The sequence below is a fragment of the Salinivibrio sp. ML198 genome, assembly GCF_001996015.1.
GTDB classification, from domain to species: domain Bacteria; phylum Pseudomonadota; class Gammaproteobacteria; order Enterobacterales; family Vibrionaceae; genus Salinivibrio; species Salinivibrio siamensis.
The window spans coordinates 293,516-318,497 of record NZ_MUEZ01000001.1 but is presented as its reverse complement, the minus strand read 5'-3'; the positions used below and the strand labels follow the sequence as shown (position 1 = coordinate 318,497).

The following is a 24,982-nucleotide window of genomic DNA, read 5'->3' as shown; positions in this document are numbered from 1 at the left end:
TAAAGGATTTTCGTGATGAGTTTTGAATTAGATGATGTCGTCGTCGATAAGCTAGCCAAGCAACATCACTGGGCAGCGACGGGTGTGTCGGACTATCCACCGCGTGATCCATTGGTTGGTCAAAGCCGCTTTTTTAAGCGCTTTCAAACCTTTTTACACACGGTTGACCATGACGATGATCGCTTTGCCCATGTATTTGCCGTAGAGGCGGAATGGGGGCGTGGTAAATCTCGATTAGGCCATGAGCTGGTGGCGCAAATTAACGACTGCTCCAAAGGTTGGTTTGTACGTGACGAGCATGGCCAATTGCACGATCAACAGTTGTTTAATAGCGAAGCACAAGACAAATATTTAGCTTTGTATATTCGTTATTCGCAAGTGGCATCAGACTATCAAAACTCCGATAACTGGTTTGCTTTTGGTTTGTATCAGGCGCTATTGCCACTGGCGACCCAATCCTTTGATGACTCCATTCAAAGTGAAATTGCCAAACAAGCCTACGAACGCCTAATGCCGTTTGGCTTTACTTCTGCACTATTGGCAGAGGCACTGCAGCTGGACAAACAGCACAGTGAAGAAGATCTCTACACCGACCAAACCCTAGTGGTTGAATTAGTGCAAGCGGCTTACGAGGTGCTCAAACGTTTTGGTGTGCAGTATGTGTTGGTCGTACTCGATGAGCTAGAAACCGTGGCCGAAGCCGCCACCTTTGGTTTGGAAGATGAACAAGACAAACGCCTCGATGGTCAAGCCATTCGCTTAATTGGTAAAGCCATTAAAGAAGAAGACCCACGCCGTAAACTGCCTTGGCTGCGTTATGTGGCGCTATGTTCGCCACTTTTGGGTCAGCAATTGCGAGAAATTCAATCAGTGGCGCGCCGCTTTGAATTGGTCGAGCTAGAGCACAATGCATTTGCCGACGTATCAGACTATGTAGCCTGCCTACTTAAAGATGGCAAACTGGGTTTTGATTATCCAACGGGTTTGGTCGAAGCCGCCTATGCCATGAGTGGTGCTAACTTCGGTTGGTTTAATGTGGTCATGGCCAATGTGGATGCGGTACTTAGCCAATATCAACAAGCGGACCGCAGCATTAATGATGTGGGTGAATTGTTTGAAGCAGTCTTGGCTGGCTCTGGCCGTGTGGCTAAACACGTGCTCGATAAAGGTGCCATTGAAGGGATTCAAACTCGCGATAGAACCTTATTAGGCCAGTGCCGCCGTTTGCTGTATGGCCAGTTACCTGTGCGTTTGGCCGATGTAAGCCAAGCAACGGAACTTTTGGCACTGAAGAATGAAGATCAAGAGCCAATAGCCGCGCACTATCGGAAACTGAGCATCGACCGCTTGCAGTGTCGCCAAGCGCTCGAGCAAGCTAAATTTCGCCGCGACAACGATGAATGGTATTACCCTGCAGTAGACCAAGCGCTCAGTTTAGATACCTTGCTGGATAACCTGCGTACGTTCTCGATAAAAGAGCAGGCTGCCAGTGGTGATAAAGGTGCAGTGTTATTGCCGCTGTCTAAAGGTGAATTTAAGTACTTATTGAGCTTATTGTACGATCACCCTGCCATTGAATTCGCTGCCGATGCCTTATGGCACAAGTTGGTCGGAGAAACCGCCGAGCTAGATGCCAGCGAAGCGACTCACATTGGCCCGAGCGTGGCCATGTTATTACGTTTGGATTTGCGCTACCGAAGTGCACAACAAAACTCGCTGATCTTTAAAGAACCAAGCATGGGCGATGGTCACGAACAGGCTATGGCGACGCTTGGTAAACAAAGTAGCCAAAAGCCAATCATAAAAGCGTTAACTCGAGTAACTGGCTTTGTGCGTTTGCTGGACAACAACTGGGGCTTTGACGAGAGCCTGTTGGACAACAAAGCCGGGCAAAACGATGCGCCACTGGCGATTCTAACCGAGCCGAGAAGCCGCCAAGGTGGCCTATTCACGCTGGAAGGGTTTAAGTTGCACCCAGAAGGTAAAGCCTTGTTTGCATGGGTGAGCAACCTAAACGAGTTGGAGAGTCTTCATTCTTTTTCCACCGAAATCTGCCGTAAATCTGGACGTATGCCGGTATTGGCACTCACGGCCTCTGCGCATTTAATGGAGCAATATAGCCGACTAGAAGAAAACAACGAATTGCGCGATGCGATACTTTTGCACTACGTGAACCCAAGTGAGGCGGACCAGTTAGAGCGTATTGGTTTAAGTGTGGATGTTTGCCAACAACATGGCGTGTCTTTGTGTCCCGAAAGCTTCACGGCTAAGTTTAAAAACAAACTGCATGCTCTGAGTACTTTTGCCAACGAGGCAATCCATAAATGGCGCCAGCGTTTGCAAAGGCGCGGCTTAATTGCATGGCCACTAAAAGTGGACGGCAAGCTATCACAGAATGATCGCGACTTGTTGTTCAAAGGTTGGTATCAGCTAGCTATCGCACACCCAGAACTTAACGGTGTGCTGGATTTACAACAGCAGCATGGTGTACCGGTGGATGAGCTCAGCGGTCTGCTGGACAAACTCAAAGTGCCAGGCAGCTATATGGCGAAGGGTTATACCGCTGATGAGCACGCTGGGTTGTTTACAGAGCTAAAAAATGTACAGCGCAGCCAAGCACAAATCCCGTTGTTTTTAGCACGTATTGCTCACCCAAACAAACAGCATAAATGGCAGTTCGAACGCTTTAAACAGCAGTTCTATTTTGCCTATGTTGCTGAAACCAATATTACCGCCAAAGGTGTATTCAACGACTGGATGTGGTGGTGTGGCGAGCTGAATTTGCTCACTTTAGCCAATCCAAATGAAAAACAAGCAACGTGGGAAAGCTACCCGCGTTCCCGTTTAGGTAATGCGATTACCGAGGCGCAAAACTGGTTCAGTGGTAACGACCAAGACAGTTACAAAGCCAAAGTAGAAGTAATGAGCCGCGTGTATGGCTATGGCCGCATCAATGAAGTCTTTGCGCCGCTAGGTAAAAACCAACTGGGTTACGCCACGGTAGAAGCCAAAGAACAGCTGGAAAAAGCACAAACACTCTTTAGTGCTCTTAAGCAGCAAGAGGAACAGCTGGAAGAGATAACCCAAGTGGGTGAGGCTCATATTTTAGCAGGGCTTGTTAATAAGCGCGCTGAAGTGTTGGACTTGGTAGCCAAAGTTAAGCCGTTGAACAGTAGCCAACCTACGCTTAAAGATGCGCATATTCTGGATTTGGAAGACAAAGGCACCTCACTCTACCAGCGAGTTGAACAGGCTTGCTTATTTGCTGAGTTTGTTGAGCGAAGCGCTGAGCGCATCAGTAATCGGCTCACAGACTTAATCAATGATGTTGACGCAGATTGTGCAACACTCAGCCATTTCCCTAAAAGTTTGTATACCAATACATTGCGCACGGTTGGGCATATTTTAGATGGTGCTTTAAAAGAGGATGCCAGCAGCGTGACGGGGAAAAAGGAGCAGCAGGCGGGCAGCGATACCTTATTGCACTACCTACGCAAACTCGATTTGGGTAAAGCGCAAGACAAGCTTTCTGCCCTTGCTACCGAAGTCGGGTTAAATCTGCACACAGAACAGCAGTTACCGATGGCTGAAATCCAAGGCAGTATTTTATCCAGCTACCGAAATTGTAAAGAGCGCTTTGAGAAGCTGATCAATAACTTAGATGAGCAAAGCCAACGTGCTCAAAAACTACAGCAACTGCTCAGTAGTGCAACTGCTGCGTATGAATATGCTGATGATATTGCTGAACTTCCCAAACTGGTAATGAAGTTGCAATTGATTGAAGACGCAATTGCTGATTTGCCGGTTGATGCTGAAAGTAAACGTCAAAGCATGCAAGCCAGTTTGCGTAATGGTCAGTTCGCGGGATTACGTGATTTACCGGAAGAGCTGATGAAATCGGCGCGTGGACAGATTGCGCCTATTCAAGGGCAGTTATTAAAAATAGAGGAACGTTTAAACAATGTTAAACGTTCCGCCATTGAGCAGGTAAATAGCTGGTTGCCAGTATTAAAGCCGCTACTAGCTTCCCAGCAGCAACCGCTACCTACTGAGTTAACACTAAACGATGTCGCCAAATTAGGAGTCACTGAGCTTGTGATGGTATGTGATAAGACTCTGTCAGATTGGCAAAACCAAGGTGAAGCGATTTTACAAGGCACTGGGCTAACGCTGGCAGAATGGAAGCCGGTTTATGATGCGTTAAGCCAAAACCAAGAGCCGATATTAACACCTGAGCAGCAACAAGGTTTAGTCAATAAAGGCATCGTCAAAATGCGCTTAACCTTTGCTTCAGTATTGTAGAGGTCATGCGATGAGCTTTTATTTGTCGTCGGCATTGGCTAACAATCGTAAAGGGCGCTTTTTACAAACGGTTGCAGGAGCAATACCACTCGATACGGAGTGGCTTAGCTCGCCACCAGCCAGCGGTTTGTTGTTGGTGCAAGCTGAAGAGTTGAACGAGAAACAAGCTTTAATTGGCTTGTTCCAATGGGCGATGCAAACGGGTTGTTCGGCTTTAGTTATTAACCCGCAGCCTGAACAGCATGTTGAGTTTGCCGAACTGCAACCAACACTGGATTGGACATTTGCAGCCGCTAGCTTGATCTCTGAAGACTCAGGATTAACGGCAGTGCTGGCAAGTGAAACCAACCAAGCCGTTGTTGGTTTTGCTGGTAGTGCAGATCAGAGGCAGCATATGGCGGGTGATGTGGTACATACTCGCTATGTCCGAAAACACAGCAATAGTGGTTTGTTTGCAGTCACGACTTTGCCTTTGTGGTCGCTAAATCTGCTTGATCATACTGAGGCTTTAGTAGACTGGTTAAACTGGTTCGTTGATCATGCAGGCGTCACAACACCTGTTGCTGAGGAAAAAGCAGAACTGGCGGCGTATTTGCCCGACAAATACGATTTGGTTGTGCTGTTGCTGCTTGACGCCGGACACGGTAAGAGCTTGGCGGAACTTGTTGACAATGACACAGTTAAGTTGATGTTCGATGTAAATAGTCTTGATGCCATTAAGCGGAGCGAAACATTGCAGCTGCATGGTTTTATCAATGAAGCGGGGTTAACTGAATCAGGCAAAGCCAGCTTACAAGCTTCGCAATATTGGGCTTATGCACCGCTACTCAGCGAGCAGTTAGATACGGGAGCGCTATGAGAATGAATGAAAATAAAACAATGAATTTAGCGCAATCACTCGCCATAGACAGCCAGCTTCGCTTACCAGGCAGTGCGGGGCGTTTACTTAAGCAAATTCGCGATATTGAGCAGGTAGCACCACTGTTTCGTGATGCTGGTTTAGTTAAGGCTGTTCCTAAGCCCACTGTAGTGAATTTAAGCGTGGCGGGTATCGCCACTAAATCGTGCCTAGATAAAGCTCTGGGGGGATTTATTTATGCCAGCGCAGCTGTACGAACAGATTTATTGATAGAAGAAAACAAGGTCAGTACTTCTGGTAGTGATTCAGTATCTGAACTGGATGATATTGATTTCGAAGCGCAACGAAAGCGGCTTGACCTGATTGAAATTCGCCAGGCGTATCAGTTGGTTGAAAAACAACTGTTGAGCAAAGAGCGCTGTGATTTAATTTTACTTGATACTCCTTTGTTTTTAGCGCGCGATATGGCGCCACTGGAGCGGAATGTTCGCCATAAGCAGGAATATGACAAAACCAAGCGAGCAATAGAATCCTTTTGGCAAAACCACCGTGCAAAGCTGTTCCCATGGAATAAGACGGGTGTGGTGCTAGCAAGCATTTTGGCCGAGCGTTTTAGTGCAATTGTGAGTATTGCCAAACAAGATTTACGCACTGAGCAGGGGCGAAAGCAGATTTTAGATTCGGACGGTTTTTCTAGTGAGTTAATGCAAAATCTGGCTGGACTGGACGAAAGTTTGGTGGGTGTTGGGGATTTACGTTTTATTAATGGCATTTTAGGTAACTACTCGCGGACCATTGCGTTTCGTTTATCTGAACAAGAGAACCGCATAGAACCAAGTGTCGAAGCGAAGCAAGGCCTAATTGGCTTTCATTTTCGCAGCGCACGTGGTGGCCAAATCAAAATGGTGCAGCTAGCTGGTGATGAACCTGATTGGCAGAGCGTAGATCTTGATTTAGTGGCATCTCGATTGATGGTGCTTGATATGCAGAACAAAGGCAATGCCATGCCTTTGCCGCAATTACTAGGCTATCAGCAGCTCGGCATTTTGCCGAAGTTTGCCAAGTTTTACCGTCAAGGTTTGCACGGTGCACTTAAGAATAATGATATTGAATCCGGCTGGTTGGCTGGCTTGGATGAGGGATTGAACAATGGCTTATAAAGTTTTGGGTAAATTAGTCGGTAATACCGGCGATGCCAGCCAGTTAACTATGGTGGTGCAAGATTCGTTTTCAGTGCGTCGTGGTGAATTTGTGCGGATTATGCACCAAGAGCGTAAAGACGAGGGGCAAGTGGCCGTATTAGGTCGTGTAACGAAGATCAGCCGAACCAATATGCTTTACAACGCAGGCTTTGGTGATGGCGTGACTGAGCTTGAGTTGTTGCCAGGCGCGAATGTGACTGGTGAGAACATGTTTGCGCAGGTAGAGCTGGTGGGATACCGCGATCCTGTATCTCGTCAGATCAAGATCCCGCGTCGCCCGCTTAATCCCGGTACTGCAGTTGAAACCGTTGATTTTCAGTTTTTGAGTGACTTTTACGAGTTCAACGAGCACTCCAGTTTGCACATGGGTAATCTGGTTGGTTACGACAAAGGTGAAAATACGGTTCCGGTCTTTATTGATGTAAACAAGCTAGTGACAGAGCATATGGCTGTGCTAGCGATGACGGGCTCAGGTAAGTCTTACACAGTTGGCCGTATTATTGAGCGCTTGGTTGCCGTTAACAATGGTACTGTCGTGGTGTTCGACCCTCACGGAGAATACGGCAAAGCTCTGGCTGGCGGTAATCTGCAATTCTCTAGCCTTTTGGATGCAACAGACGATAAGCGCGATCAAGAAGCATTGCCTCTGATTAAACATACTTTTGAAAAGTTACAAGCTGCAGGTGCGGGCATTAAAGTTTTCTCACCACAGCATGAATCTTTTAAACACAAGTATGCAAGCAAAAACACACCACTGGCGCTTCAATTCGACCATTTTGAAATGGATGATATTGCCGAGATTTTACCTGGGCTAACCGAGCCGCAACAGCGTGTGTTGGATGTGGCTATTCGCTATTGGCGCTCGGTGGATAAAACCGAACCACGTGATATTAACCGCCTACGATACTTTTTAGGTGATGGCATTGAAGAGCTAAAAGAGTGGGATGATCTCTCTGAAGCGGAAGCTAAAGCCTTGTCAGGTCGAAGTGCTGCTGTAGCATCAATGAAGCTCTCTCGCGTGCTCAATGAAGCTCAAAGCTTTTACAGTGCAACGATGGCCGAGCCAACTGACATTTATAAAATGGTCGGTCGTCCAAGTAATCAACAAGGCCGGTTGGTCGTTGTCGATTTACAAGGCTTGAGTGATACCGCGAAGCAAGTCGTTTGTGCTCTGCTCTCCAGTGAGATTCTAAAAGCGTCTTCAAGCAAAACAGACCCACTTCGTCCTTGCTTTATTGTGTACGAGGAAGGCCATAACTTTGCGCCGGCTGGTGGTAACGCAGTAAGTCACCGGATCATTAAGAAAATTGCCGGTGAAGGCCGTAAATTTGGTGTCGGTTTTGGCATTGTGAGTCAGCGCCCATCCAAACTGGACTCAGATGTGACCTCTCAGTGCAATACGTTGATTACCATGCGTTTGAAAAACCCAGACGATCAGCGTTTTATTGCCAAAGCTTCTGATATGGTCAGCAAGGCCGACTTGGATGAGCTACCGACTTTATCAACCGGTGAAGCTTTAGTTTGTGGTCGGTCTATTCCGGCCCCTCTACTTGTTAAGGTCGGTAGCAAGGCACTTATTCATGGCGGTGAATCTCCAGAAGTATTGCGAGTTTGGGGTTCATTTAATGGCTAGTCTGCCCATGCCAGCGCTTGCTTGGGTAAGTGAAGCGTTTCCTCTTATGACTAGCGGAGAGTTATTGGACCAAGATGTACTGGTCCATAGTTTGGGCTGCAGTATTTGGAATACTTATGGTCATGAGCAATCTTATATGGCAGTAGTGGAGTGCCCAGCGCCGGGCACTTCTGGAGCCGATATTCGTTCAGATTCCGGCTGGTTTGATAAAAGCGCATCAACACCAATGTGTTTAATTGAGTTTGAACGCTTTGATGGCACTTCCCGAGGCCAGCAAAAACTTGAAGAGAAATTGAAGAACTTAATGGAAGCAGCGCAACGTTGGGACCATTCACCGAAAAGTTTGGTGCTGAGTGCTTGGAGTCAGGGGCTAGTGAATGCCCCTGATACGCAAAAACTTAAAGAGATCTGCCGCTCAGGATTTACTTCATCCACGGGTAGCCACGTAAGGGCATCGAACGATGTTGAAGTCGTATTTAGCCGTTTTCTGTTTGTTAAAAATCTAAACACTATCGCTTTGGATAGAATTCACTATGAGGTGTTGATATGAATGTAAAATCAGCACACTTTTTACCCGGCACAAACAAGCGATTAGGTGATAAGTATCTATTGCTTGAATGTCTTGGTGATGGCAGTCATGGTTGGGTATGGCGTTCTGAGCGCTTAAATGATGGCCAAATTGTTGCTGTGAAAATACCTAAAGATATAACGAGGGAAGACCGTCAGCTTGCTGAAGGTAAAGAGTTATTGCAGGTAGAGCCTCACGAAAACATTGTACAAATTTTTGATATGGGCCGAATCGATAACGAATGGTTCTATATTGAAATGGAGTATTTCCCTAGTCAGACGTTGGCGCAAAAACTGGATGATAGACAGCGCAATTTTGGCCAAACCTATGAAAGGTTGTTCAGAATTTATCGACAAGTGCTTTGTGCTGTTCAGTATTTGTCTGAATTGCCAGTCCCTATCTCACATGGAGATATAAAACCGCATAACATCCTTGTTGGTGAACGTGATCTGGTTAAACTGACCGATTTTGGTAGTTCTGCGTTACCGGAAGAGATTTACGTTCGCACTCGGGAAAACGGTGGAACAGTGTTGTATTCCGCGCCTGAGTTTTCCAACGTGGATAGCCGTAAAGGAAGTTTAGAAGAGCTATTGCTCGGAGATGTTTATAGCTTAGGCGTTTTGCTATATCAGCTGCTGACAGGTAAGTTGCCGCATGATACCCCTGCCCAGGTCCAGCGCCATGCACCTTTCAAGCGTCCTACCGAGATCAATAGTTCTATCCATGCGGATTTGGAGCAAGTCGTACTCACGTGTATGCAAAAACGACCGGAGGAGCGCTTTTCAACTATCTCGGCTTTGATGTCTGCATTCGATGCTGCTACCCAGAAACAGTTGAAGATTGGAGCTACCGCTCCTGTTTTTCAGGCAAAACCAGATCAAGATTGGTCGAGTGCGGTTCTTGAGGCGATGTCTGAGCAGTCATACAAGAAAGCCGCTCAGTTAGCGTCTCAAGAGTACAGCCGTAGTAAGGATCTTCAAGCTCTCCACCAGCAGTTGATTGCGTTGTACCGGGACAATAGGCTTTTCGACTTTGAAAAAGTGGTCGAGAACAATAGGTCATGTTTACTTGAAGGAAAGCTCACACAATCTGCTGAGTTGTATGAGCTGATTGTTAAGGCGAATCTGCAGTTAAGAAATATTAATCAAGCTCAATTTTGGTTGCTTCAGAGAAAGCAAGTCGGAGACGAAAACTCCGCGACCATGTATTTAGAGTCTTCCATTCTTGGTCTTGAAGCCAAGTATCCAGAAGCGCGAGCATTGTTAGAAAAGGTTAACCAAGCCACGCCAAGAAAGCTTCACGTGCTTACTCAATTGATTCAGGTTTGTGAGCAAATGCGCGATTACTCTGGAGCGGTCGGTTATCTTAAAGCCACTTTGAGGTTATTTCCCGACTCCGAAAAGCTGACTGAAAAAAAACAGGTTTATATCAACATTGGTCTGTTGTGAGTTGTGTTGATAACTTTTCGAGGTTAGAGAAAAGGAGGTTAGAATGACGAGGGTGTTCATAGTTCTATGTCAACGATTCATCACAGAATCACGTAACCGCCCTCCCACGCAGGGAGAGCAGAGTATTCAGGTAGCGAGTTTTGTCGGCTTCTATGTCTATGGTTAGATCACTTTAAGCTGCTTTATGCCCGTCACTGAAAGGCTACCTTTAGCTGCTTACATGGGTACGACGGGGCTGCTGGCGGTTTGTCGTGAGTGGTAGCAAGGTATGCATTCCCACGCTCCGGTGTGGGAGTGTATACGGAGTGTGAATAATGGGTAGAAGTCGTACCTCGTTCCCACGCTCCGGCGTGGGAATGCATATGGAGTTTTAATTATGGGGAGAAGCCGCTACAAAATCACCGAGCCTCACTTACCGCACTTCGTGACCTTGACCGTACTGCACTGGATCCCTGTTTTTACTCGTCCCGACACCGTTAATATCTTGCTCGACTCGTTGCGTTTTTTAAATAAGGATGGCCTAAAGGTTTACGCTTGGGTAGTACTAGAAAACCACTGTCATTTAGTGTTGCAAAGTAAGGCATTGGATCATGATATTGCTCGACTTAAATCATGGACAGCGAGAAATCTGATTCAATACCTTGCTGAGCGCAACGTTAAACAAATTCTGGATCAATTGGCGTTTTATAAAAAAGCCCACAAAGGTGACCGCGCTTATCAGTTTTGGCAGGAGGGTGTGCATCCTGAGTTGATACAAAGCGATGCCATGATGCGGCAGAAGATCGAGTACATTCATCAAAATCCGGTGAAGCGGGGCTATGTTGATGAAGCAGCACACTGGCGTTATTCGAGTGCCAGAGATTACATGGGCACGCTGGGATTGCTGTCGGTTTGTCGTGAGTGGTAGCGAGGTAGGCATTCCCACGCGGGAACGAGAGATGTCGATGACGCGGCACACACTGGCGTTATTCGAGTGCCAGAGATTACATGGGTACGTTGGGGGTGCTGGTGGTTTGTTGCGAGTGGTAGCGAGGTAGGCATTCCCACGCGGGAGCGAGTGATGTCGATGACGCGTTCACACTGGCGTTATTCGAGTGCCAGAGACTACATGGGCGCGCCGGGGTTGCTGGCGGTTTGTCGCGAGTGGTAGCGAGGTATGCATTCCCACGCGGGAGTGTGGGAACGAATAATCATCGTAGTGAGATGCGCTATCCCGCCCTGTTTCACTGTCATTTTGTCGTGACTTGATATGAGTAATATTCCCGTACTTCTCGTCCTGCTAGGCTAGATTTTTGCCGTCAAACTCGGTACATTGCACGCAAATAGAAACTATTCTCACTTTTGTTTATGGCTATGCCATATCATCAAGCATATTTGCAGATATCACCATGATAAAATTGTCTTCATTTCGGCTCGCGCTAGGCGTTGCGTCCTGTTTGGCGCTGACGCCAGCGGTGAGTGCGGATCAACTCGAAAAGGCGCAAGCCATTGAGGGAAACACCACCCAAGAGGCCGCGCAGTCACAGTCACGGATTAACCGCCACTCTGATAGCAGCTTGGCCATGCGCCAAGAAATTGAGCAGCTACAAGCGCAGATCAGTAATCTGGAAATCTATCGCGATCACTTGCAAAACTTGGTGGTCAATCAGGATAAAGAGGCGACCAGCCTGCGGAATCAAATCGACGAGATTAAAGACACTCGCCAAGGTATTGTGCCGTTGATGTATCGCATGTTGGGTGGGCTCGAGCAGTGGCTTGCCGAGGATATTCCTCTTAAAGCCGATCAACGCCAAGCTCGTTTGCAAAAACTGCAGGCGATGATGGGGCGTGCCGATGTGGCGGACTCGGAGAAATTCCGTCGTATTCTCGAGGCGTACCAGATTGAGCGAGACTATGGCAGCAAGCTTGACGCCTATCAAGATACCGTTGTGCTCAATGGTCGAGATCACCAGGTCGATGTCCTCCATCTTGGCCGTATGTCGCTGGTGGCGCGTAGCTTAGATGGTAAGCAGTATTGGCTTTGGAGTGCCCGCGATGATCAGTGGGTTGAGTTGGATGCGAGTGTCGCAGACGCGGTGGATAAGGCTTTTGCGGTGGCGCAAAAGCAAATGGCACCGTCATTGTTATCTCTGCCATTAAGTGCCAACCAAGGGGTGAAATCATGAGCTGGAAAACCCTGATTGCCGCAACCTGTTTTATCGCGATTGCGCCTTTTACTCACGCCGATGATCTTGTTGGGCAAACCCAACAGGCGCATCAACAGGCGAGTGAGCATAACCAAGCGCGAGAAGCACAATTCGCGCTGACCGAGCGTGAGCTACGTGAAAAGCTCAATCAGCTCAAAGCCACGCGCAACGCGTTAGAGGCGGAAACAGAGAAACTGAGTGACACCTTCAGCGATAACGAGCAACAACTGGCGTCGTTAGAAGATAAGCTGCGTTTGGAGTCGGGCAGTTTGGGTGAGCTGTTTGGTGTGGTGCGCCAAGCAAGTAAAACCATCCAGACCGACGGGGCGTCGAGCTATGTGGCGATCACTCAACCTGCGTTTAATCAAACGGTGGCGGATATTGTTGCCGCCGATACTTTGCCCTCGCTCAAGCAGCTTAATAGCCTGTGGCAGGGCATGCTCACGCAAATGCAAACTAGTGGCGAGCTGCAAGCCCTTTCTTTACCTGTAGTGAATGCGCAAGGCGTGTCGTCTGAACACTCGGTAGTGCGAGTGGGTAATCTAGGCTTGGTGAATGAGCAAGGGTATTTAAACTGGCAAGCTGAACGACAAGTGGCTGTCCCTTACCGCGCGCAGCCTGATGACACGTTAACGCCAGCGAAGCTTGAGCAAGCTATCGCTAACGTGGGTGAGACCGTACTTGTCGATCCGTCGCGTGGCGCGTTACTTGGGCAGCTAGAAAACGCGCCAAGCTTAAGCGATCGCTTTGCGCAGGGTGGCTTTGTTGCCAAAGTGATCGCGACCTTACTGGCGGTCGGCTTGTTAATTGCGCTCTACCGTGGGGCAGTCTTGCTCTCGATTCACGCCAAAATGCATCGCCAGCTTAAACACCCAGAATCGCCAGAAGATAACCCGCTTGGCCGTGTGCTGAAGGTCTATCATGATGCGCCAAAGCGTGATGTTGAATCACTGGAGCTGCGTTTATTAGAAGCGGTGGTGGATGAACAGCAAGGCTGTGAAAAAGGCCTCTCGATGTTGAAATTGCTTGCTGCGTTAGCGCCGATGCTCGGCCTGCTGGGGACGGTAACCGGGATGATAGAAACCTTCCAGGTGATCACCCAGTTTGGCAATGGCGACCCCAAAGTGATGGCAGATGGTATCTCGATGGCCCTGGTAACCACAGTGCTTGGCTTGATTGCCGCCATTCCGTTGCTGCTGGCGCATAATATCCTCAGTGGGCAAGCCGATCACATTCGTGGCATGCTGGAAAAACAAAGCATTAGCCTGGTGGCGGAACAAGCTGAAAACAGTGACCCGCTAGCGGAAACCGGACAAGCGGCATGATAGACGTCGAGTTATTCTCACAGCTTGGCCAGCAAGACATTTGGAGCACCTTGCGTCATTTTATGGCGCAAGGTGGGCCCGTGCTTTGGTGGTTAGGTGTGGTAGTAATGGTGTGCTGGGTGTTGGTGATTGAACGCCTGCTATATCTTTATTCACGGTTCCCCGCACAACGCCGCGCGTGGATTGCGGCTTGGCAGGCGCGTACCGATCACCATTCTTGGCATGCACGCGCCATTCGCGAAGGCTGGTTGTTTCAAGCCCAACAGGATCTCGGCCGTTATCTTGGCTTTATTAAAGCCTTGGTGGCAATTTGTCCGATGTTGGGGCTGTTAGGCACAGTCACGGGGATGATTTCTGTGTTTGATGTGATGGCCAGTCAAGGCACCAGTGAGCCCCGATTAATGGCCTCAGGTATTTCAATGGCCACCTTACCCACCATGGCAGGTATGGTGGCTGCTTTAGCCGGTATGTTTGCCCATGCCCGTTTAGTTAAAGCCTGTCAGCGCCGAGAAGTCGCGCTGCAGCAGGCGCTTCGGAGTCAGTAATGCGATTGATTCGAGCCCAAAAACAGCGCGAAGAAGCGCAGGTTGATTTAACCTCCATGTTGGACATTGTGTTCATCATGCTGATCTTTTTTATCGTCACCAGCTCGTTTGTGCGCGAGTCTGGCGTGGAAGTAAACCGCCCGGAAGCCAGCCACTCAACCAGTCAGAAAGAGGCGGGTATTTTTGTCGCGGTCACCGCCTCGAATGAGGTGTACATTGATAAGCGCCTTGTCGATGTGGAACGTGTCGAAGCGACGCTTGAACACCTATTGCTCGATAAGCCGGACGCCTCGCTGGTGATTCAAGCCGATGAATTGGCCTACAATGGCACCGTGGTTGAAGTCATGGACGCGGCGAAAGGTGCCGGCATTGGTAGCATTGCGTTGGCCACGGAGTCGCCGTAATGAAGCGATGGCTAATCTCATTGCCGGCGGCGTTGGTCTTTACGCTTGGCCTGTTTATGTTGATGGCGTTGATGGTCGGACAGTCGTCTCAGCGGCCTCAGGAGACGCCTTCCTCGGTAAGCATTGATATTTTCATGCAAGAGCCGGATACCGAGGTACAACGTCGCCAACGCAGTGTGCCGGAGCGCCCGACACCGCCTGAGGTGCCCGATCCACCGACGCCGGTCACGCAAACGCAGACACAATCCAGCGCGGCGCCACAACCGGATATGCCTAACTTGAATGTGCAAAGCAATATTCAAGGGGTGATGGTGCAAGCCCCATCGCTAGGCGATTTAAATGTCAGCACTGGGCCGAACAATCAGCAGGCGATGCCGCTATTTCGGGTCGAGCCCAACTATCCACCACGCGCCATGCGCCGTGGCCTAGAGGGATTTGTGGTGGTGAGCTTTACCATTAGCCCCTCGGGACGTCCACAAGATTTGACGGTGGTCGATGCGAACCCGCCACGTGTTTTTGAGCGAGAGGCGTTACGCGCGCTTCGAAAATGGAAATATGAGCCGAAAGTGGTTAACGGAGAAGCCGTGGCCCAACCCGGTCAACAGGTGAAACTGGAGTTTAACTTACGCTAATGTTTAAACGACTCATTGTTACCTTAGTATTGTTCACTGCGCTGCCAGTCGCTGCCCAGCTATCACCCTCGGTGGCACGCTCTATTGAAAAAGCACAAACGTTAGAGCAAGACGCCAAACTGGGGGAGGCGATTGCCGTGCTCGAAGCGCTGTCTGCTGAACGCGCCTACGATAAAGCGTTTGTCGATCGCGCGTTGGGGGTGTTCTATTGGCAATATGGTAATAACGACAAGGCGATCGTCCATATTCAACGTGCGGTTGACAGTGAACAGTTGCAAGATGCGCAAGCCTGGCAAACCAAGCGTATGCTCGCTGATTTATTGTTGATTGATGGTCAATATGCCGCTGCACTTCAATACTACTATCCGCTGGCGCGTTCGGTTCCCAAAGAGAAATCGGATCAAGCGGAAGACGTGTGGCTGCGGATTATGCAGGCACACTATCAGCGTGAACAATGGAGCCAGGTATTAAACGCCTATCCGGCGTATCAGGGCGTAGTAAAAAATAGCGCCAGCGTGTCAGCGCTGTCATTGAAGTTGGGAGCGCAGCTACAACTTGAACAATGGCGCGGGGCGACACCGACGCTTAAAGCATTGTTGAAGCTCGAGCCTGACAATAAGCAATGGTGGCGCCAATTGGCGGCCAACTATGTGCGCTTGGAGCAGCCAAAAGAGGCGATCAGCACCTATTTGCTCGCCAAGCGAAAAGGGATAGCGCTTGAACCGAGTGAGCAGCGCACGGTGGCGCAGTTGTATGCCAATGTCGGCGTCCCGGAGCGGGCGGCGAAGTGGCTCAAACGCTTGCCTGAGAACGAGCAAGATGCGCAAACGCTCGCGCAGCAAGCAAGCTTATGGCAGCAAGCGCGAGAATGGCCTCAAGCGGTTTCAGCTTGGCGTTTAGCCGCACAAAAAGACCGTCAGTACCATTGGCAATTGGCGTTAATGCAAATTCAGCAAGGCGACTATCAGCAAGCACTTACTTCGCTTGATAAGGCGGGTAAAGGGGCATCTGCTAAAGAGATAGCGCTGACAAAAGTGCGCGCCTACTACAAACTGAAGCAGTTTGACCAGGCCCTTGAGCAAGCACGTATTGCTAAAAAGATTGCCCCTGATGAGGCGGTAGAGAGCTGGTTAACGTTTTTGAAAAAGCGTCAGACAATGCAGCGAGGCTGATTAAGTCACAGGTAGCGAGTGACCCTTGGTCGGTTACTCTGATAAAAAGCCCCAGCTTGGTGCAACACCAGATAGCCGGGGCTTTTTTGTGAAAACGTGTTGTGTCTATCCTTTGCCATCCGCTGTGTTGATCACGTTCGCCAAACTATAGGCACAAAAAAGGGCGCCTGAGCGCCCTCTATCAATCAGATCTGGCTTCTTATGCGACGGTAACGTCAGATGCCTGTGGGCCTTTTTGGCCTTGCTCAACGGTGAAGTTCACACGCTGGCCTTCAGTTAGGGTTTTGAAACCTTCGCCAACGATCGCACGGAAGTGTACAAACACGTCTTTTTCGCCGTTGTCACGAGTGATGAAACCGAAACCTTTCTCTTCGTTAAACCACTTTACGATACCAGTTGCTTGATTAGACATAATCATTCTCTCTTAAATTACAAAAAATAGGATAGCTTTGAACGGAGTCGATGAAATGTCTAAAAGCGAAAGCGGGTAACGTTAGAAACTCTATAATATTGATAATAGCGTAGCTTATGTTGACTTTTACTTGATGTATCATTGATGCTCCATGTTCCAGAGCTGTGACCACCATACAGCATTCCACTCACATGTAAAGCGTTGTGAGTATTTTTATTTAATCGTTGGGTGAAGCGTTGCGATTGGGAGATTTATCGCCCCTTTCCCCAATCTTTTAACAGTTGGGTTACTCCCATTTTCGGGTGATTCAACACGTTGTCATCTTGGGTGACTTCACCAACCACATCATTGGGGTTATAGAGCGAGCAGGTTTTCATTGATAGGCAGCCACAGCCAATGCAGCCACTTAAATTGGCCTGTAACTGCTGTAAGCGTGCGATTTGCTCATTGAGGGTGGCATCCCAGCGCTGTGCCATATCACGCCATTGTTCTTTGGTGGGAGCGCGGTGAGAGGGCAGTTCACTTAATGCTTCGCCTATCTCTTCGAGCGAGAGTCCTACATGTTGTGCGGCTTTAATCACCGCGAGGCGGCGAAGGACGGCGCGGTCGTAGCGGCGTTGATTGCCCGCATTACGCCAACTGGTGATCAAGCCTTTTTGCTCGTAAAAATGCAGGGTAGACACCTTTAACCCCGCGCGTTTTGCCACTTGCCCAACGCTCATTTCCATTCTTTTTTCACCTTTTTCTGCCACTCCTTATTTACCTCAATATAACTTGAGGTTTTATCCTGACTAGCATCTTCACAACACAATGAGAGGGGAATCACGATGAAAGAAATGAAAGCGGGCGTTACCTCAATGTTATTGGCGATTATCCAAGGTGTTCAAGGGCGAGTTGGTACGAGCCGTAAACCGAAAGCAGTGCCAATCGCATCGATGCCAGCCCACCTTCAAAATGACATAGGGGTGGATACTCTGGATGCTAATGTGCGTCCCTCGGCGAGTCGCTTTCTATAAGCGCGCTGCATCTGTCGCTGTTACAGCATGGGTTGCAGGATGCGAGAAGTGAGGGTAGAAAAAAGGCCAGTCATTGCTGACTGGCCTTCGCAGAATTAACGTGCCGTAGAGATGCGATTAAGCGAGCAACTCTTCAGCGGTGTTAACCACGTTTTCAACGGTAAAGCCGAACATCTTGAACAGCTCGTCAGCCGGTGCGGACTCACCGAAGGTGGTCATACCGACAACGCGGCCGTCTAGACCCACGTACTTGTACCAGTAGTCGGCGATACCCGCTTCAATGGCAATACGTGCTGTCACGTCTGATGGCAGCACGGACTCACGGTAGGCGGCGTCTTGCTTATCGAACAAGTCAGTGCTTGGCATAGAGACGACACGCACTTGCTTGCCGGCGTCGTTCAGTTTCGCAGCTGACTCCATCGCTAATTCGACTTCCGAGCCCGTTGCAATCAAGATCAGATCAGGCTTGCCTGCTGAGTCTTTTAGGATGTAGCCACCTTTGGCAATGTTAGCCAATTGTGCGTCATCACGCTCTTGCTGAGCCAGGCCTTGGCGAGAAAACACGAGGGCACTTGGGCCGTCTTTACGCTCAACCGCTGCTTTCCACGCGACCGCGGATTCAACTTGGTCACACGGGCGCCACATGCTCATATTCGGCGTTTGGCGCAACGTGGCCATTTGCTCAACCGGCTGGTGAGTTGGACCATCTTCACCTAGGCCAATCGAGTCGTGGGTGTACACTTGAATATTCTGCACCTTCATCAGGGCAGCCATACGCATCGCGTTACGTGCATACTCCATAAAGATCAGGAAGGTCGCACCGTAAGGCACGAAACCGCCGTGCAGGGCAATACCGTTGATAATGGCGGTCATACCAAATTCACGCACACCGTAGTGCAGGTAGTTACCGCTGGCATCGTCGGCACTGATCGCTTTCGAGCCTGACCACATGGTCAAGTTAGACGGTGCCAAGTCAGCAGAACCACCGAGCAGTTCTGGCAGTAGCTTGCCGAACGCTTCTAACACGTTTTGTGATGCTTTACGTGATGCGATTTTGGCTGGGTTAGCTTGCAGATCGGCAATCAGCTTTTGCGTTTCGCTGTCCCAGTTGCTTGGCAGCTCACCCTTCATGCGACGAGTAAACTCAGCGGCTAGCTCAGGGTATTGTGCTTGATAGGCGGCGAACTTCTCGTTCCATGCGGCTTCTTTGGCCGCACCGGCTTCTTTGGCATCCCACTGTGCGTAAATATCTTGTGGGATCTCAAATGGGCCATGCTCCCAACCGAGGAATTCACGCGCGGCTTGTACTTCATCATCACCCAGTGGTGCACCGTGGCAGTCGTGGCTGCCCGCTTTATTGGGTGAGCCGTAACCGATGGTGGTCTTGGTGCAGATCAATGTCGGCTTGCCGGTTTCCGCTTTTGCCGCGTCAATGGCCGCTTGAATAGCCGCCGAATCATGGCCATCTACTGCAGGGATTACGTGCCAGCCATAAGATTCAAAGCGTTTCGCGGTATCGTCAGAGAACCAACCTTCAACATGACCATCGATAGAAATGCCGTTGTCATCCCAGAAGGCGATCAGCTTGCCCAGGCCTAGGGTGCCGGCGAGTGAGCATGCTTCGTGTGAGATACCTTCCATCAAGCAGCCATCACCCAAGAATGCGTAGGTGTGGTGATCGACGATGTCGTGGCCGTCGCGGTTAAATTGCGCCGCGAGCGATTTCTCTGCCACTGCCATGCCCACCGCATTGGTGATGCCCTGGCCGAGTGGGCCTGTGGTGGTTTCAATACCCGGTGCGTAACCATATTCAGGGTGGCCTGGAGTATTCGAGTGCAATTGACGGAACTGTTTGAGATCGTCAATCGATACGCCATACCCGGTCAGGTGCAGTAGCGAATAAATCAGCATAGAGCCGTGGCCGTTTGACAGTACGAAACGGTCACGGTTGGCCCAATCTGGGTTTTGTGGGTTGTGGTTCATGTGGTCGCGCCACAAGACTTCGGCGATATCAGCCATGCCCATTGGGGCGCCTGGGTGACCAGATTTGGCTTTTTGAACACCGTCCATCGCAAGGGCGCGGATGGCGTTAGCTAGCATTTTGCGTTCCATGTGTTTACCTACAGGTTGAACAGGTGAAATAGGGTCAAACAGTATCATAAAAGCGGACTGAGCCGCTTTTATTGTGTTAAATCACGCTTTGTGTTGGATCACAATTGTTCGCGAATCATGTCTTCAAGCTTGCCTTGGTCTACCGCAAAATTGCGGATACCCTCAGCGAGCTTTTCAACGGCCATCGCGTCTTGGTTGTGCTCCCACAAGAATTCAGCATGTGTCATACGCGCTGGGCGCTGCTCGGTGGCCCCCACGTCTTTTAACTTAACTGGCACGTCACCGTCGGCGTCGCTAAGCTCTTGCAGCAATTGTGGGCTGATGGTGAGACGGTCGCAGCCAGCCAGCTCTAGAATTTCGCCTGTGTTACGGAAGCTTGCGCCCATCACTACGGTGTCGTAGCCGTGAGCTTTGTAGTAGTTGTAGATGGTGGTGACAGATTTAACGCCTGGGTCTTCTGCCGCCTCGAAATCACGGCCTTCTTTGGCTTTGTACCAATCCATGATGCGGCCCACAAACGGAGAAATCAGGTAAGCGCCCGCTTCGGCACAGGCACGTGCTTGTGCGAATGAGAACAAAAGCGTCAGGTTACAGTTGATCCCTTCTTTTTCCAGGATTTCTGCCGCACGAATACCTTCCCAAGTTGACGCCAGTTTGATCAGAATGCGCTCGTTGCTGATCCCAGCTTCGTTATACATGCTGATTAGCTTGCGCGCTTTGGCAACACTGGCTTCTGTGTCATACGACAAGCGTGCGTCTACCTCGGTAGAGATACGGCCAGGGATCACATTGAGAATTTCTTTACCAATGTTGACGGCGAGACGGTCACAGGTATCGGCAACCTGTTGGTCTGCATCGCTGCTATGTGATTTTGCATAGGCAATGGCTTCCTCGATCAGCGGCGCATATTCTTTAATTTGCGCGGCTTTGAGGATCAGAGAAGGGTTAGTTGTGGCATCTTGCGGTTGGTATTTTTTAATCGCTTCGATGTCGCCTGTGTCAGCGACCACTGTGGTTAGGGCACGGAGTTGATCCAGTTTGTTGCTCATCTTCACTCACCTTCTTTACGTGGTAGGCCCAGACGCCGAATTACGTGCTAACGCTTGCTCTGAATATGAACAGATGCAACGCGTCTGAGCAAATGATGTGACGATCTTTGAGTTTTTTACGTCACTTGTCAATTGTATTGCGACATAAAGAGAGTTAAGTCTCACTCTTTCGTCACGAATTTACTCATCCTGTTGAAACGTGAACGCGGTTTCATCGGGGGCAGGCTCAGACATGTTGAGCAGCGCCATCGCACAGCTGGCACTGGTGGCCAACACATCAATCACGCCTGTGCGCAAAGCGCCAAGAATAGATAAGGCTTTGCGACTTTCACTGGCCATCGCGATAACGCTGGGAATACGCGCCAAATCAGGCATGGCTAGCCCAACCACTCGCCCTCGCATCAGATTATCGGTGGGTTGTCCGTCGAGACGGAAAAAATCAAAGCCACCGATGTCTCCGACAATACCATGGTTAACACGTGCTTCAACAAATTCGCGTGCGGTAAAGCAGCCCAATTTGACCATATGGCTATTTTCGTCCATGTCCCCAATGCCGACCAGGGCGAACTCTGCCTTTCTCGCCTGGTTCAAGGTTTCACTGATATTGGGATGAGAGACAAACACTTGCTGGATTGATTCGTTATCGACGTAGGCCGGGGCATACAGGGTTTCACTGCTGCCGCCAAATTTTTTGGCGAGACGCCGGCAGATATGATCCGCGTTGAATGCATCACCACTTCGGTGGGTACCGCCGATAGCACAGACAAAGCGCGCTTGGCGATGAGAGACGACTCCGGGGTGATCAGCAACCGCGGCGACGTTTTGGCCTTGTCCCACCGCGACCACCATGCCGTCGTTGAGGTTACCATCCAAGTAAGTGGAAACCAGGGTCGCGACTTGAGTGCGCTGCTCTTCGGGACTGGGCTGATCGAGAGAAATTAATGCGCGTTTGAGATTAAATCGCGCCATGAGCCTTTGCTCCAACTGCGCGCTGTGCACCGGGTGAAATTTCACCGTTATTTCAACAATCCCTTCCTCACGTGCTTTTCGGAGCAGGCGGCTGACTTTGGGGCGACTTATTTTGTATTTGCGTGCGATCTCCTCTTGGGTCGCGCTTTGCTGGTAATACAGAATGGCGATTTCGGTCAGCAAATCAGTGTCTTCGTGAACGTTATCTAGGGACGTCGGCGTACTCATGTATTTTGGTCTCGCTCATCGATCGAATCAAACTCACCGCACACTGTACGGCTGACTGCAACGGCGATCAGTATAGCGAGCTGACGAGATTTGAACAAATGTTATGTTTAAAAACGATTGTTCATTGTTTTAGGTGCAACCACAAGTCGTGGAAATATCTGATTGATGGCGCGGACAGGCTTTTTAAAGGCGTTATGTTTGAAAAAATAGCCATTACTATCTAGTTTTATTAAGTCCCTCCCAGGTTTCCGGACAGATTAATTTAAAAGATGTACACAGAAAAGGGAGTAAATCTTGGGTGGCAGACTCGTTTTTGGCTAAGGAGTGTATTTTTATGCACGCATTGCAGTCTCGGCAGCCCCTTATTTGGGTGACGACCTTGTTCATACTGGTGGTTATGTTCGCTGTCGGATTTTGGATGACGAGTTTGAGTCGCACCACAGCGCCCGCACTATCACTGGTGGATACGGACTATAGCTATTTCATTGACGAGACAAACGAGCTATCTCTTAACTATGTGCTCGATCATGCCCCCTTTACGAAAGCCGATAACACGGGTGAGATCCCGTGGAAGCTGGCTTATCAAACCTATTGGATCAAGCTTGAGTTTAATTACCACGGATTGACTGAGCGCGACATTCATGTGCTCACCGATAACCCACTGATTGACTATCTAGACGCGTACCATATTTTGGATGGCGAGCAGGTGCGCTCACAGATAAAAGCAGGGGATAAAACATCGGCACGCTTGAGCCGCTTGCCAATGCCCCATTCCATTCCGGTTAACTTACTGCCGGAGCGCGATAACCAATTACTGCTCAAAGTCACCTCGAATGATATGGCGATCATGCCGTTAAGCGTGATGTCGCACCAGGCGTTTGATCAGTTATCTCGGTCTTTGCATTTGGTTTGGGGCGGCTTCATCACCTTTACCTTTTTGGTCGCGCTGTATAGCGCAGGGGTGTATGTCTACAGTCGTCAGCGCGTCTATCTCATTTTTGTGCTTGTCGCTCTAATGAGTACCTTGCTTGTGAGTGTTAATCATGGTTTCAGTCGCTACTTTTTGCCGGACCCGGTGCAGATATTTATCAGTAATCACTTGGTGGCGTTGGCCGTTTGCCTACTCATGGCGGGATTATGGTTCACCTACTATTTTCTAGACTTTGAGCGAAGTCGGCTTTATCAGCGCGCGCGTTCACTCTTTTTTATGACCACCGGGGGGCTGTTTGGCTTGGCCTTGCTAAGTTTTATCACCCCCACGTATGTGTCGCTTTCATTTGTTTTTATCGCGCAATTACCGGTCTATGGCTTGGTGGCCTATTATGTATGGCACCAATGGCAACCGAAGAAACTTTGGCTCTCGCTCTTTACCCTCTGTTGGATCCCGGCCATGGTGGGCGGGGTGATTTTCTACGCTCTGATGCTCAACGTTATTGATTACAGTCTGCTATCACGTTACGCACTGATGATGTCGCTGGGAATGACCATGATTTTCTTTTCATTGGCTCTCGCTGAACGCTTCCGGTACCAGCGATTACAGGAAATGCAGGCGCTGACGCATGACACGCTGAGTTATCTACCGAATAACAATGTGTTACATATGGTGGTCAATGATTTGATCAGCCGAAATGCCCGTTTCAATTTGTGCTGTTTATCAGTGGATAATTACAACAGCCTGCTTCCGTATTTAGATGAGCACGCCCGCGAGGAATACATTAACGCGATTGCTGGCCGTATTAATGATGTGTTGATGATGCAACCTGTGTTGGGAGTGAAAACCGACAGTGATATGCCGGATTATCGTTTGGGTTGTTTAAAAGAGGGCGTGTTTGCGTTTTTGATTGATGATGTCGACCGCTCGGCTTGCGATACGATTCTCGATTCCGTCATTAAAGGATTAAATGGTGACTTATGTGTTGGCTCATTTGTGACGCAAGTGAATGCGCGCATTGGTGTTTGCCACTATCCCACTGACGGTGACCACCCAAGCCTTTTAATCAGCCGCGCCCTCAGCGCCATTGATCAACATCGATCGCTTGCCAGCCACTATGCACATTTTAATTCTTACGAGCAACGACACCATCAATTGCATGTTTCTCTCGTGACCGACCTGAGGGATGCTATCGAGAATGATCAATTAGAGCTGTATCACCAACCGCAAATTGATTTACGCACTGGCTCTGTCCATGGCTCGGAAGTCTTAGCGCGTTGGACGCACCCTGAGTACGGGCAAATATCGCCTGAAGTGTTTGTGCGGATGGCAGAAGATGTCGGTATCATCAATAACCTCACGCTGTGGGTGATTCAGCGGGCTTTCCAGCAGCAAGCGCAGCTGATCACTAACGGCCATTGCCGCCGCCTGTCAATCAATATCAGTGCGTCTGATATCTATATTCCGGATCTGGCCAACCGTGTGGTCGCGCTGGCGCATCAATATGACATACCGACTAACTTGATTTCGCTGGAACTGACAGAGTCGGTGATGGTCGAGGACTACAACTGGCTAAAACAACTGATTACAGCACTATCAGCCAGTGGCATTGAAGTATCGATCGATGACTATGGCACGGGCTATTCCTCGTTATATTTCCTCTCGCAACTCCCATTCACTGAGCTTAAAATTGATCGCAGTTTTGTGCGAGATCTTCACAAGAGTGGTCGTCACCAAAGCATTGTTCGTGCGACCACGGACATGGCGCGATCACTGGGGGTAATGGTCGTTGCTGAGGGCGTGGAAACCGAGGAAGCGGAGACATTACTGCGACGTTATGGTGTCGATGTGTCACAGGGCTATTATTACTCTCGGCCGCTTCCGTTCCAACAATATCAGGCTTACGTTGAGCGCATGGACAGCGTGCAACCGACCACGGTGCTAAGAGAACAAAATATACGCTCGTCCTCAAGAGGATAAGAGTGGGTG

Annotated in this window: 21 protein-coding genes; 16 read left to right on the top strand and 5 right to left on the bottom strand. The window is 49.4% G+C overall.

Features of this window, described 5'->3' with window-relative positions; genetic code table 11:
* Nucleotides 1–15: 15 nt before the first annotated feature.
* The 14 genes from BZG25_RS01345 to BZG25_RS01285 all read left to right on the top strand — a co-directional run bounded on the left by BZG25_RS01345 (nucleotide 16) and on the right by BZG25_RS01285 (nucleotide 16,276).
* The gene (locus BZG25_RS01345; protein ID WP_077638408.1) at nucleotides 16–4,302 is read left to right on the top strand and encodes a hypothetical protein; all 4,287 of its coding nucleotides are present in this window, start codon (nucleotides 16–18) and stop codon (nucleotides 4,300–4,302) included.
* 10 nt (nucleotides 4,303–4,312) lie between these two features.
* Nucleotides 4,313–5,161, top strand: coding sequence for a hypothetical protein (locus tag BZG25_RS01340; protein ID WP_077638407.1), 849 nt, complete (start codon nucleotides 4,313–4,315; stop codon nucleotides 5,159–5,161).
* Nucleotides 5,162–5,163: 2 nt separating this feature from the next.
* On the top strand, nucleotides 5,164–6,321 hold the full coding sequence (locus tag BZG25_RS01335) for a hypothetical protein (RefSeq protein ID WP_077638406.1): 1,158 nt from the start codon (nucleotides 5,164–5,166) through the stop codon (nucleotides 6,319–6,321).
* Nucleotides 6,311–7,996, top strand: a complete 1,686-nt coding sequence (locus tag BZG25_RS01330; RefSeq protein WP_077638405.1) for an ATP-binding protein — start codon at nucleotides 6,311–6,313, stop codon at nucleotides 7,994–7,996. The genes BZG25_RS01335 and BZG25_RS01330 overlap by 11 nt, the downstream gene beginning before the upstream one ends.
* Nucleotides 7,944–8,546: a hypothetical protein gene (locus tag BZG25_RS01325; protein ID WP_241828625.1), complete on the top strand. Its 603-nt coding sequence runs from the start codon at nucleotides 7,944–7,946 to the stop codon at nucleotides 8,544–8,546. The genes BZG25_RS01330 and BZG25_RS01325 overlap by 53 nt, the downstream gene beginning before the upstream one ends.
* Nucleotides 8,543–10,012: a serine/threonine-protein kinase gene (locus BZG25_RS01320; RefSeq protein ID WP_077638404.1), complete on the top strand. Its 1,470-nt coding sequence runs from the start codon at nucleotides 8,543–8,545 to the stop codon at nucleotides 10,010–10,012. Before BZG25_RS01325 ends, BZG25_RS01320 begins: the two co-directional genes overlap by 4 nt.
* A gap of 376 nt (nucleotides 10,013–10,388) precedes the next feature.
* Nucleotides 10,389–10,919, top strand: a complete 531-nt coding sequence (locus tag BZG25_RS01315; RefSeq protein WP_077638403.1) for an REP-associated tyrosine transposase — start codon at nucleotides 10,389–10,391, stop codon at nucleotides 10,917–10,919.
* Between the two features lie 66 nt (nucleotides 10,920–10,985).
* Nucleotides 10,986–11,162, top strand: coding sequence for a hypothetical protein (locus BZG25_RS15960; RefSeq protein ID WP_158010249.1), 177 nt, complete (start codon nucleotides 10,986–10,988; stop codon nucleotides 11,160–11,162).
* Nucleotides 11,163–11,409: 247 nt separating this feature from the next.
* The gene (locus tag BZG25_RS01310; protein ID WP_198535198.1) at nucleotides 11,410–12,177 is read left to right on the top strand and encodes a DUF3450 domain-containing protein; all 768 of its coding nucleotides are present in this window, start codon (nucleotides 11,410–11,412) and stop codon (nucleotides 12,175–12,177) included.
* A complete protein-coding gene (locus tag BZG25_RS01305; RefSeq protein WP_077638401.1) occupies nucleotides 12,174–13,523 on the top strand; it encodes a MotA/TolQ/ExbB proton channel family protein in 1,350 nt (449 codons plus the stop codon). The genes BZG25_RS01310 and BZG25_RS01305 overlap by 4 nt, the downstream gene beginning before the upstream one ends.
* The gene (locus BZG25_RS01300) at nucleotides 13,520–14,068 is read left to right on the top strand and encodes a MotA/TolQ/ExbB proton channel family protein (RefSeq protein ID WP_077638400.1); all 549 of its coding nucleotides are present in this window, start codon (nucleotides 13,520–13,522) and stop codon (nucleotides 14,066–14,068) included. The genes BZG25_RS01305 and BZG25_RS01300 overlap by 4 nt, the downstream gene beginning before the upstream one ends.
* On the top strand, nucleotides 14,068–14,472 hold the full coding sequence (locus BZG25_RS01295; protein WP_046075609.1) for a biopolymer transporter ExbD: 405 nt from the start codon (nucleotides 14,068–14,070) through the stop codon (nucleotides 14,470–14,472). Before BZG25_RS01300 ends, BZG25_RS01295 begins: the two co-directional genes overlap by 1 nt.
* Nucleotides 14,472–15,104 (top strand): energy transducer TonB, encoded by a 633-nt coding sequence (locus BZG25_RS01290; protein WP_046075610.1) that lies wholly within the window; start codon nucleotides 14,472–14,474, stop codon nucleotides 15,102–15,104. Before BZG25_RS01295 ends, BZG25_RS01290 begins: the two co-directional genes overlap by 1 nt.
* Entirely contained in the window at nucleotides 15,104–16,276 is a 1,173-nt protein-coding gene (locus BZG25_RS01285; protein WP_077638399.1) for a lipopolysaccharide assembly protein LapB, read from the top strand. The genes BZG25_RS01290 and BZG25_RS01285 overlap by 1 nt, the downstream gene beginning before the upstream one ends.
* A 199-nt stretch (nucleotides 16,277–16,475) precedes the next feature.
* Here BZG25_RS01285 and BZG25_RS01280 read toward each other — a convergent pair whose 3' ends face one another.
* Both BZG25_RS01280 and soxR read right to left on the bottom strand, forming a co-directional pair.
* Nucleotides 16,476–16,688, bottom strand: a complete 213-nt coding sequence (locus tag BZG25_RS01280; protein WP_046075612.1) for a cold-shock protein — start codon at nucleotides 16,686–16,688, stop codon at nucleotides 16,476–16,478.
* A 251-nt stretch (nucleotides 16,689–16,939) separates the two neighbouring features.
* On the bottom strand, nucleotides 16,940–17,416 hold the full coding sequence (gene soxR / locus BZG25_RS01275) for a redox-sensitive transcriptional activator SoxR (RefSeq protein ID WP_077638398.1): 477 nt from the start codon (nucleotides 17,414–17,416) through the stop codon (nucleotides 16,940–16,942).
* 99 nt (nucleotides 17,417–17,515) lie between these two features.
* On the opposite strand from soxR, the gene BZG25_RS01270 reads away from it, so the two are divergent.
* On the top strand, nucleotides 17,516–17,704 hold the full coding sequence (locus BZG25_RS01270) for a hypothetical protein (RefSeq protein WP_046075614.1): 189 nt from the start codon (nucleotides 17,516–17,518) through the stop codon (nucleotides 17,702–17,704).
* Nucleotides 17,705–17,821: 117 nt separating this feature from the next.
* Here BZG25_RS01270 and tkt read toward each other — a convergent pair whose 3' ends face one another.
* The 3 genes from tkt to BZG25_RS01255 all read right to left on the bottom strand — a co-directional run bounded on the left by tkt (nucleotide 17,822) and on the right by BZG25_RS01255 (nucleotide 22,062).
* Entirely contained in the window at nucleotides 17,822–19,816 is a 1,995-nt protein-coding gene (tkt, locus tag BZG25_RS01265) for a transketolase (protein WP_077638397.1), read from the bottom strand.
* Between the two features lie 98 nt (nucleotides 19,817–19,914).
* A complete protein-coding gene (gene tal, locus BZG25_RS01260) occupies nucleotides 19,915–20,865 on the bottom strand; it encodes a transaldolase (protein WP_077638396.1) in 951 nt (316 codons plus the stop codon).
* A 180-nt stretch (nucleotides 20,866–21,045) separates the two neighbouring features.
* Nucleotides 21,046–22,062, bottom strand: coding sequence for a sugar-binding transcriptional regulator (locus BZG25_RS01255; protein WP_046075617.1), 1,017 nt, complete (start codon nucleotides 22,060–22,062; stop codon nucleotides 21,046–21,048).
* Between the two features lie 334 nt (nucleotides 22,063–22,396).
* Here BZG25_RS01255 and BZG25_RS01250 point away from each other — a divergent pair, with 334 nt between their 5' ends.
* Nucleotides 22,397–24,973, top strand: a complete 2,577-nt coding sequence (locus BZG25_RS01250) for an EAL domain-containing protein (RefSeq protein WP_077638395.1) — start codon at nucleotides 22,397–22,399, stop codon at nucleotides 24,971–24,973.
* Nucleotides 24,974–24,982: the final 9 nt, after the last annotated feature.

Excerpts from the sequence above, each read along its gene's own strand:
- BZG25_RS01345 (WP_077638408.1), top strand. The coding sequence starts at position 16 with ATGAGTTTTGAATTAGATGATGTCGTCGTCGATAAGCTAGCCAAGCAA.
- BZG25_RS01290 (WP_046075610.1), top strand. The coding sequence starts at position 14,472 with ATGAAGCGATGGCTAATCTCATTGCCGGCGGCGTTGGTCTTTACGCTT.
- BZG25_RS01250 (WP_077638395.1), top strand. The coding sequence starts at position 22,397 with ATGCACGCATTGCAGTCTCGGCAGCCCCTTATTTGGGTGACGACCTTG.
- BZG25_RS01295 (WP_046075609.1), top strand. The coding sequence starts at position 14,068 with ATGCGATTGATTCGAGCCCAAAAACAGCGCGAAGAAGCGCAGGTTGAT.
- tal (WP_077638396.1), bottom strand. The coding sequence starts at position 20,865 with ATGAGCAACAAACTGGATCAACTCCGTGCCCTAACCACAGTGGTCGCT.
- BZG25_RS01270 (WP_046075614.1), top strand. The coding sequence starts at position 17,516 with ATGAAAGAAATGAAAGCGGGCGTTACCTCAATGTTATTGGCGATTATC.
- BZG25_RS01255 (WP_046075617.1), bottom strand. The coding sequence starts at position 22,062 with ATGAGTACGCCGACGTCCCTAGATAACGTTCACGAAGACACTGATTTG.
- BZG25_RS01315 (WP_077638403.1), top strand. The coding sequence starts at position 10,389 with ATGGGGAGAAGCCGCTACAAAATCACCGAGCCTCACTTACCGCACTTC.
- soxR (WP_077638398.1), bottom strand. The coding sequence starts at position 17,416 with ATGGAAATGAGCGTTGGGCAAGTGGCAAAACGCGCGGGGTTAAAGGTG.
- BZG25_RS01285 (WP_077638399.1), top strand. The coding sequence starts at position 15,104 with ATGTTTAAACGACTCATTGTTACCTTAGTATTGTTCACTGCGCTGCCA.
- BZG25_RS01340 (WP_077638407.1), top strand. The coding sequence starts at position 4,313 with ATGAGCTTTTATTTGTCGTCGGCATTGGCTAACAATCGTAAAGGGCGC.
- BZG25_RS01320 (WP_077638404.1), top strand. The coding sequence starts at position 8,543 with ATGAATGTAAAATCAGCACACTTTTTACCCGGCACAAACAAGCGATTA.
- tkt (WP_077638397.1), bottom strand. The coding sequence starts at position 19,816 with ATGGAACGCAAAATGCTAGCTAACGCCATCCGCGCCCTTGCGATGGAC.
- BZG25_RS01300 (WP_077638400.1), top strand. The coding sequence starts at position 13,520 with ATGATAGACGTCGAGTTATTCTCACAGCTTGGCCAGCAAGACATTTGG.
- BZG25_RS01325 (WP_241828625.1), top strand. The coding sequence starts at position 7,944 with ATGGCGGTGAATCTCCAGAAGTATTGCGAGTTTGGGGTTCATTTAATG.
- BZG25_RS01305 (WP_077638401.1), top strand. The coding sequence starts at position 12,174 with ATGAGCTGGAAAACCCTGATTGCCGCAACCTGTTTTATCGCGATTGCG.
- BZG25_RS01330 (WP_077638405.1), top strand. The coding sequence starts at position 6,311 with ATGGCTTATAAAGTTTTGGGTAAATTAGTCGGTAATACCGGCGATGCC.
- BZG25_RS01280 (WP_046075612.1), bottom strand. The coding sequence starts at position 16,688 with ATGTCTAATCAAGCAACTGGTATCGTAAAGTGGTTTAACGAAGAGAAA.
- BZG25_RS01335 (WP_077638406.1), top strand. The coding sequence starts at position 5,164 with ATGAATGAAAATAAAACAATGAATTTAGCGCAATCACTCGCCATAGAC.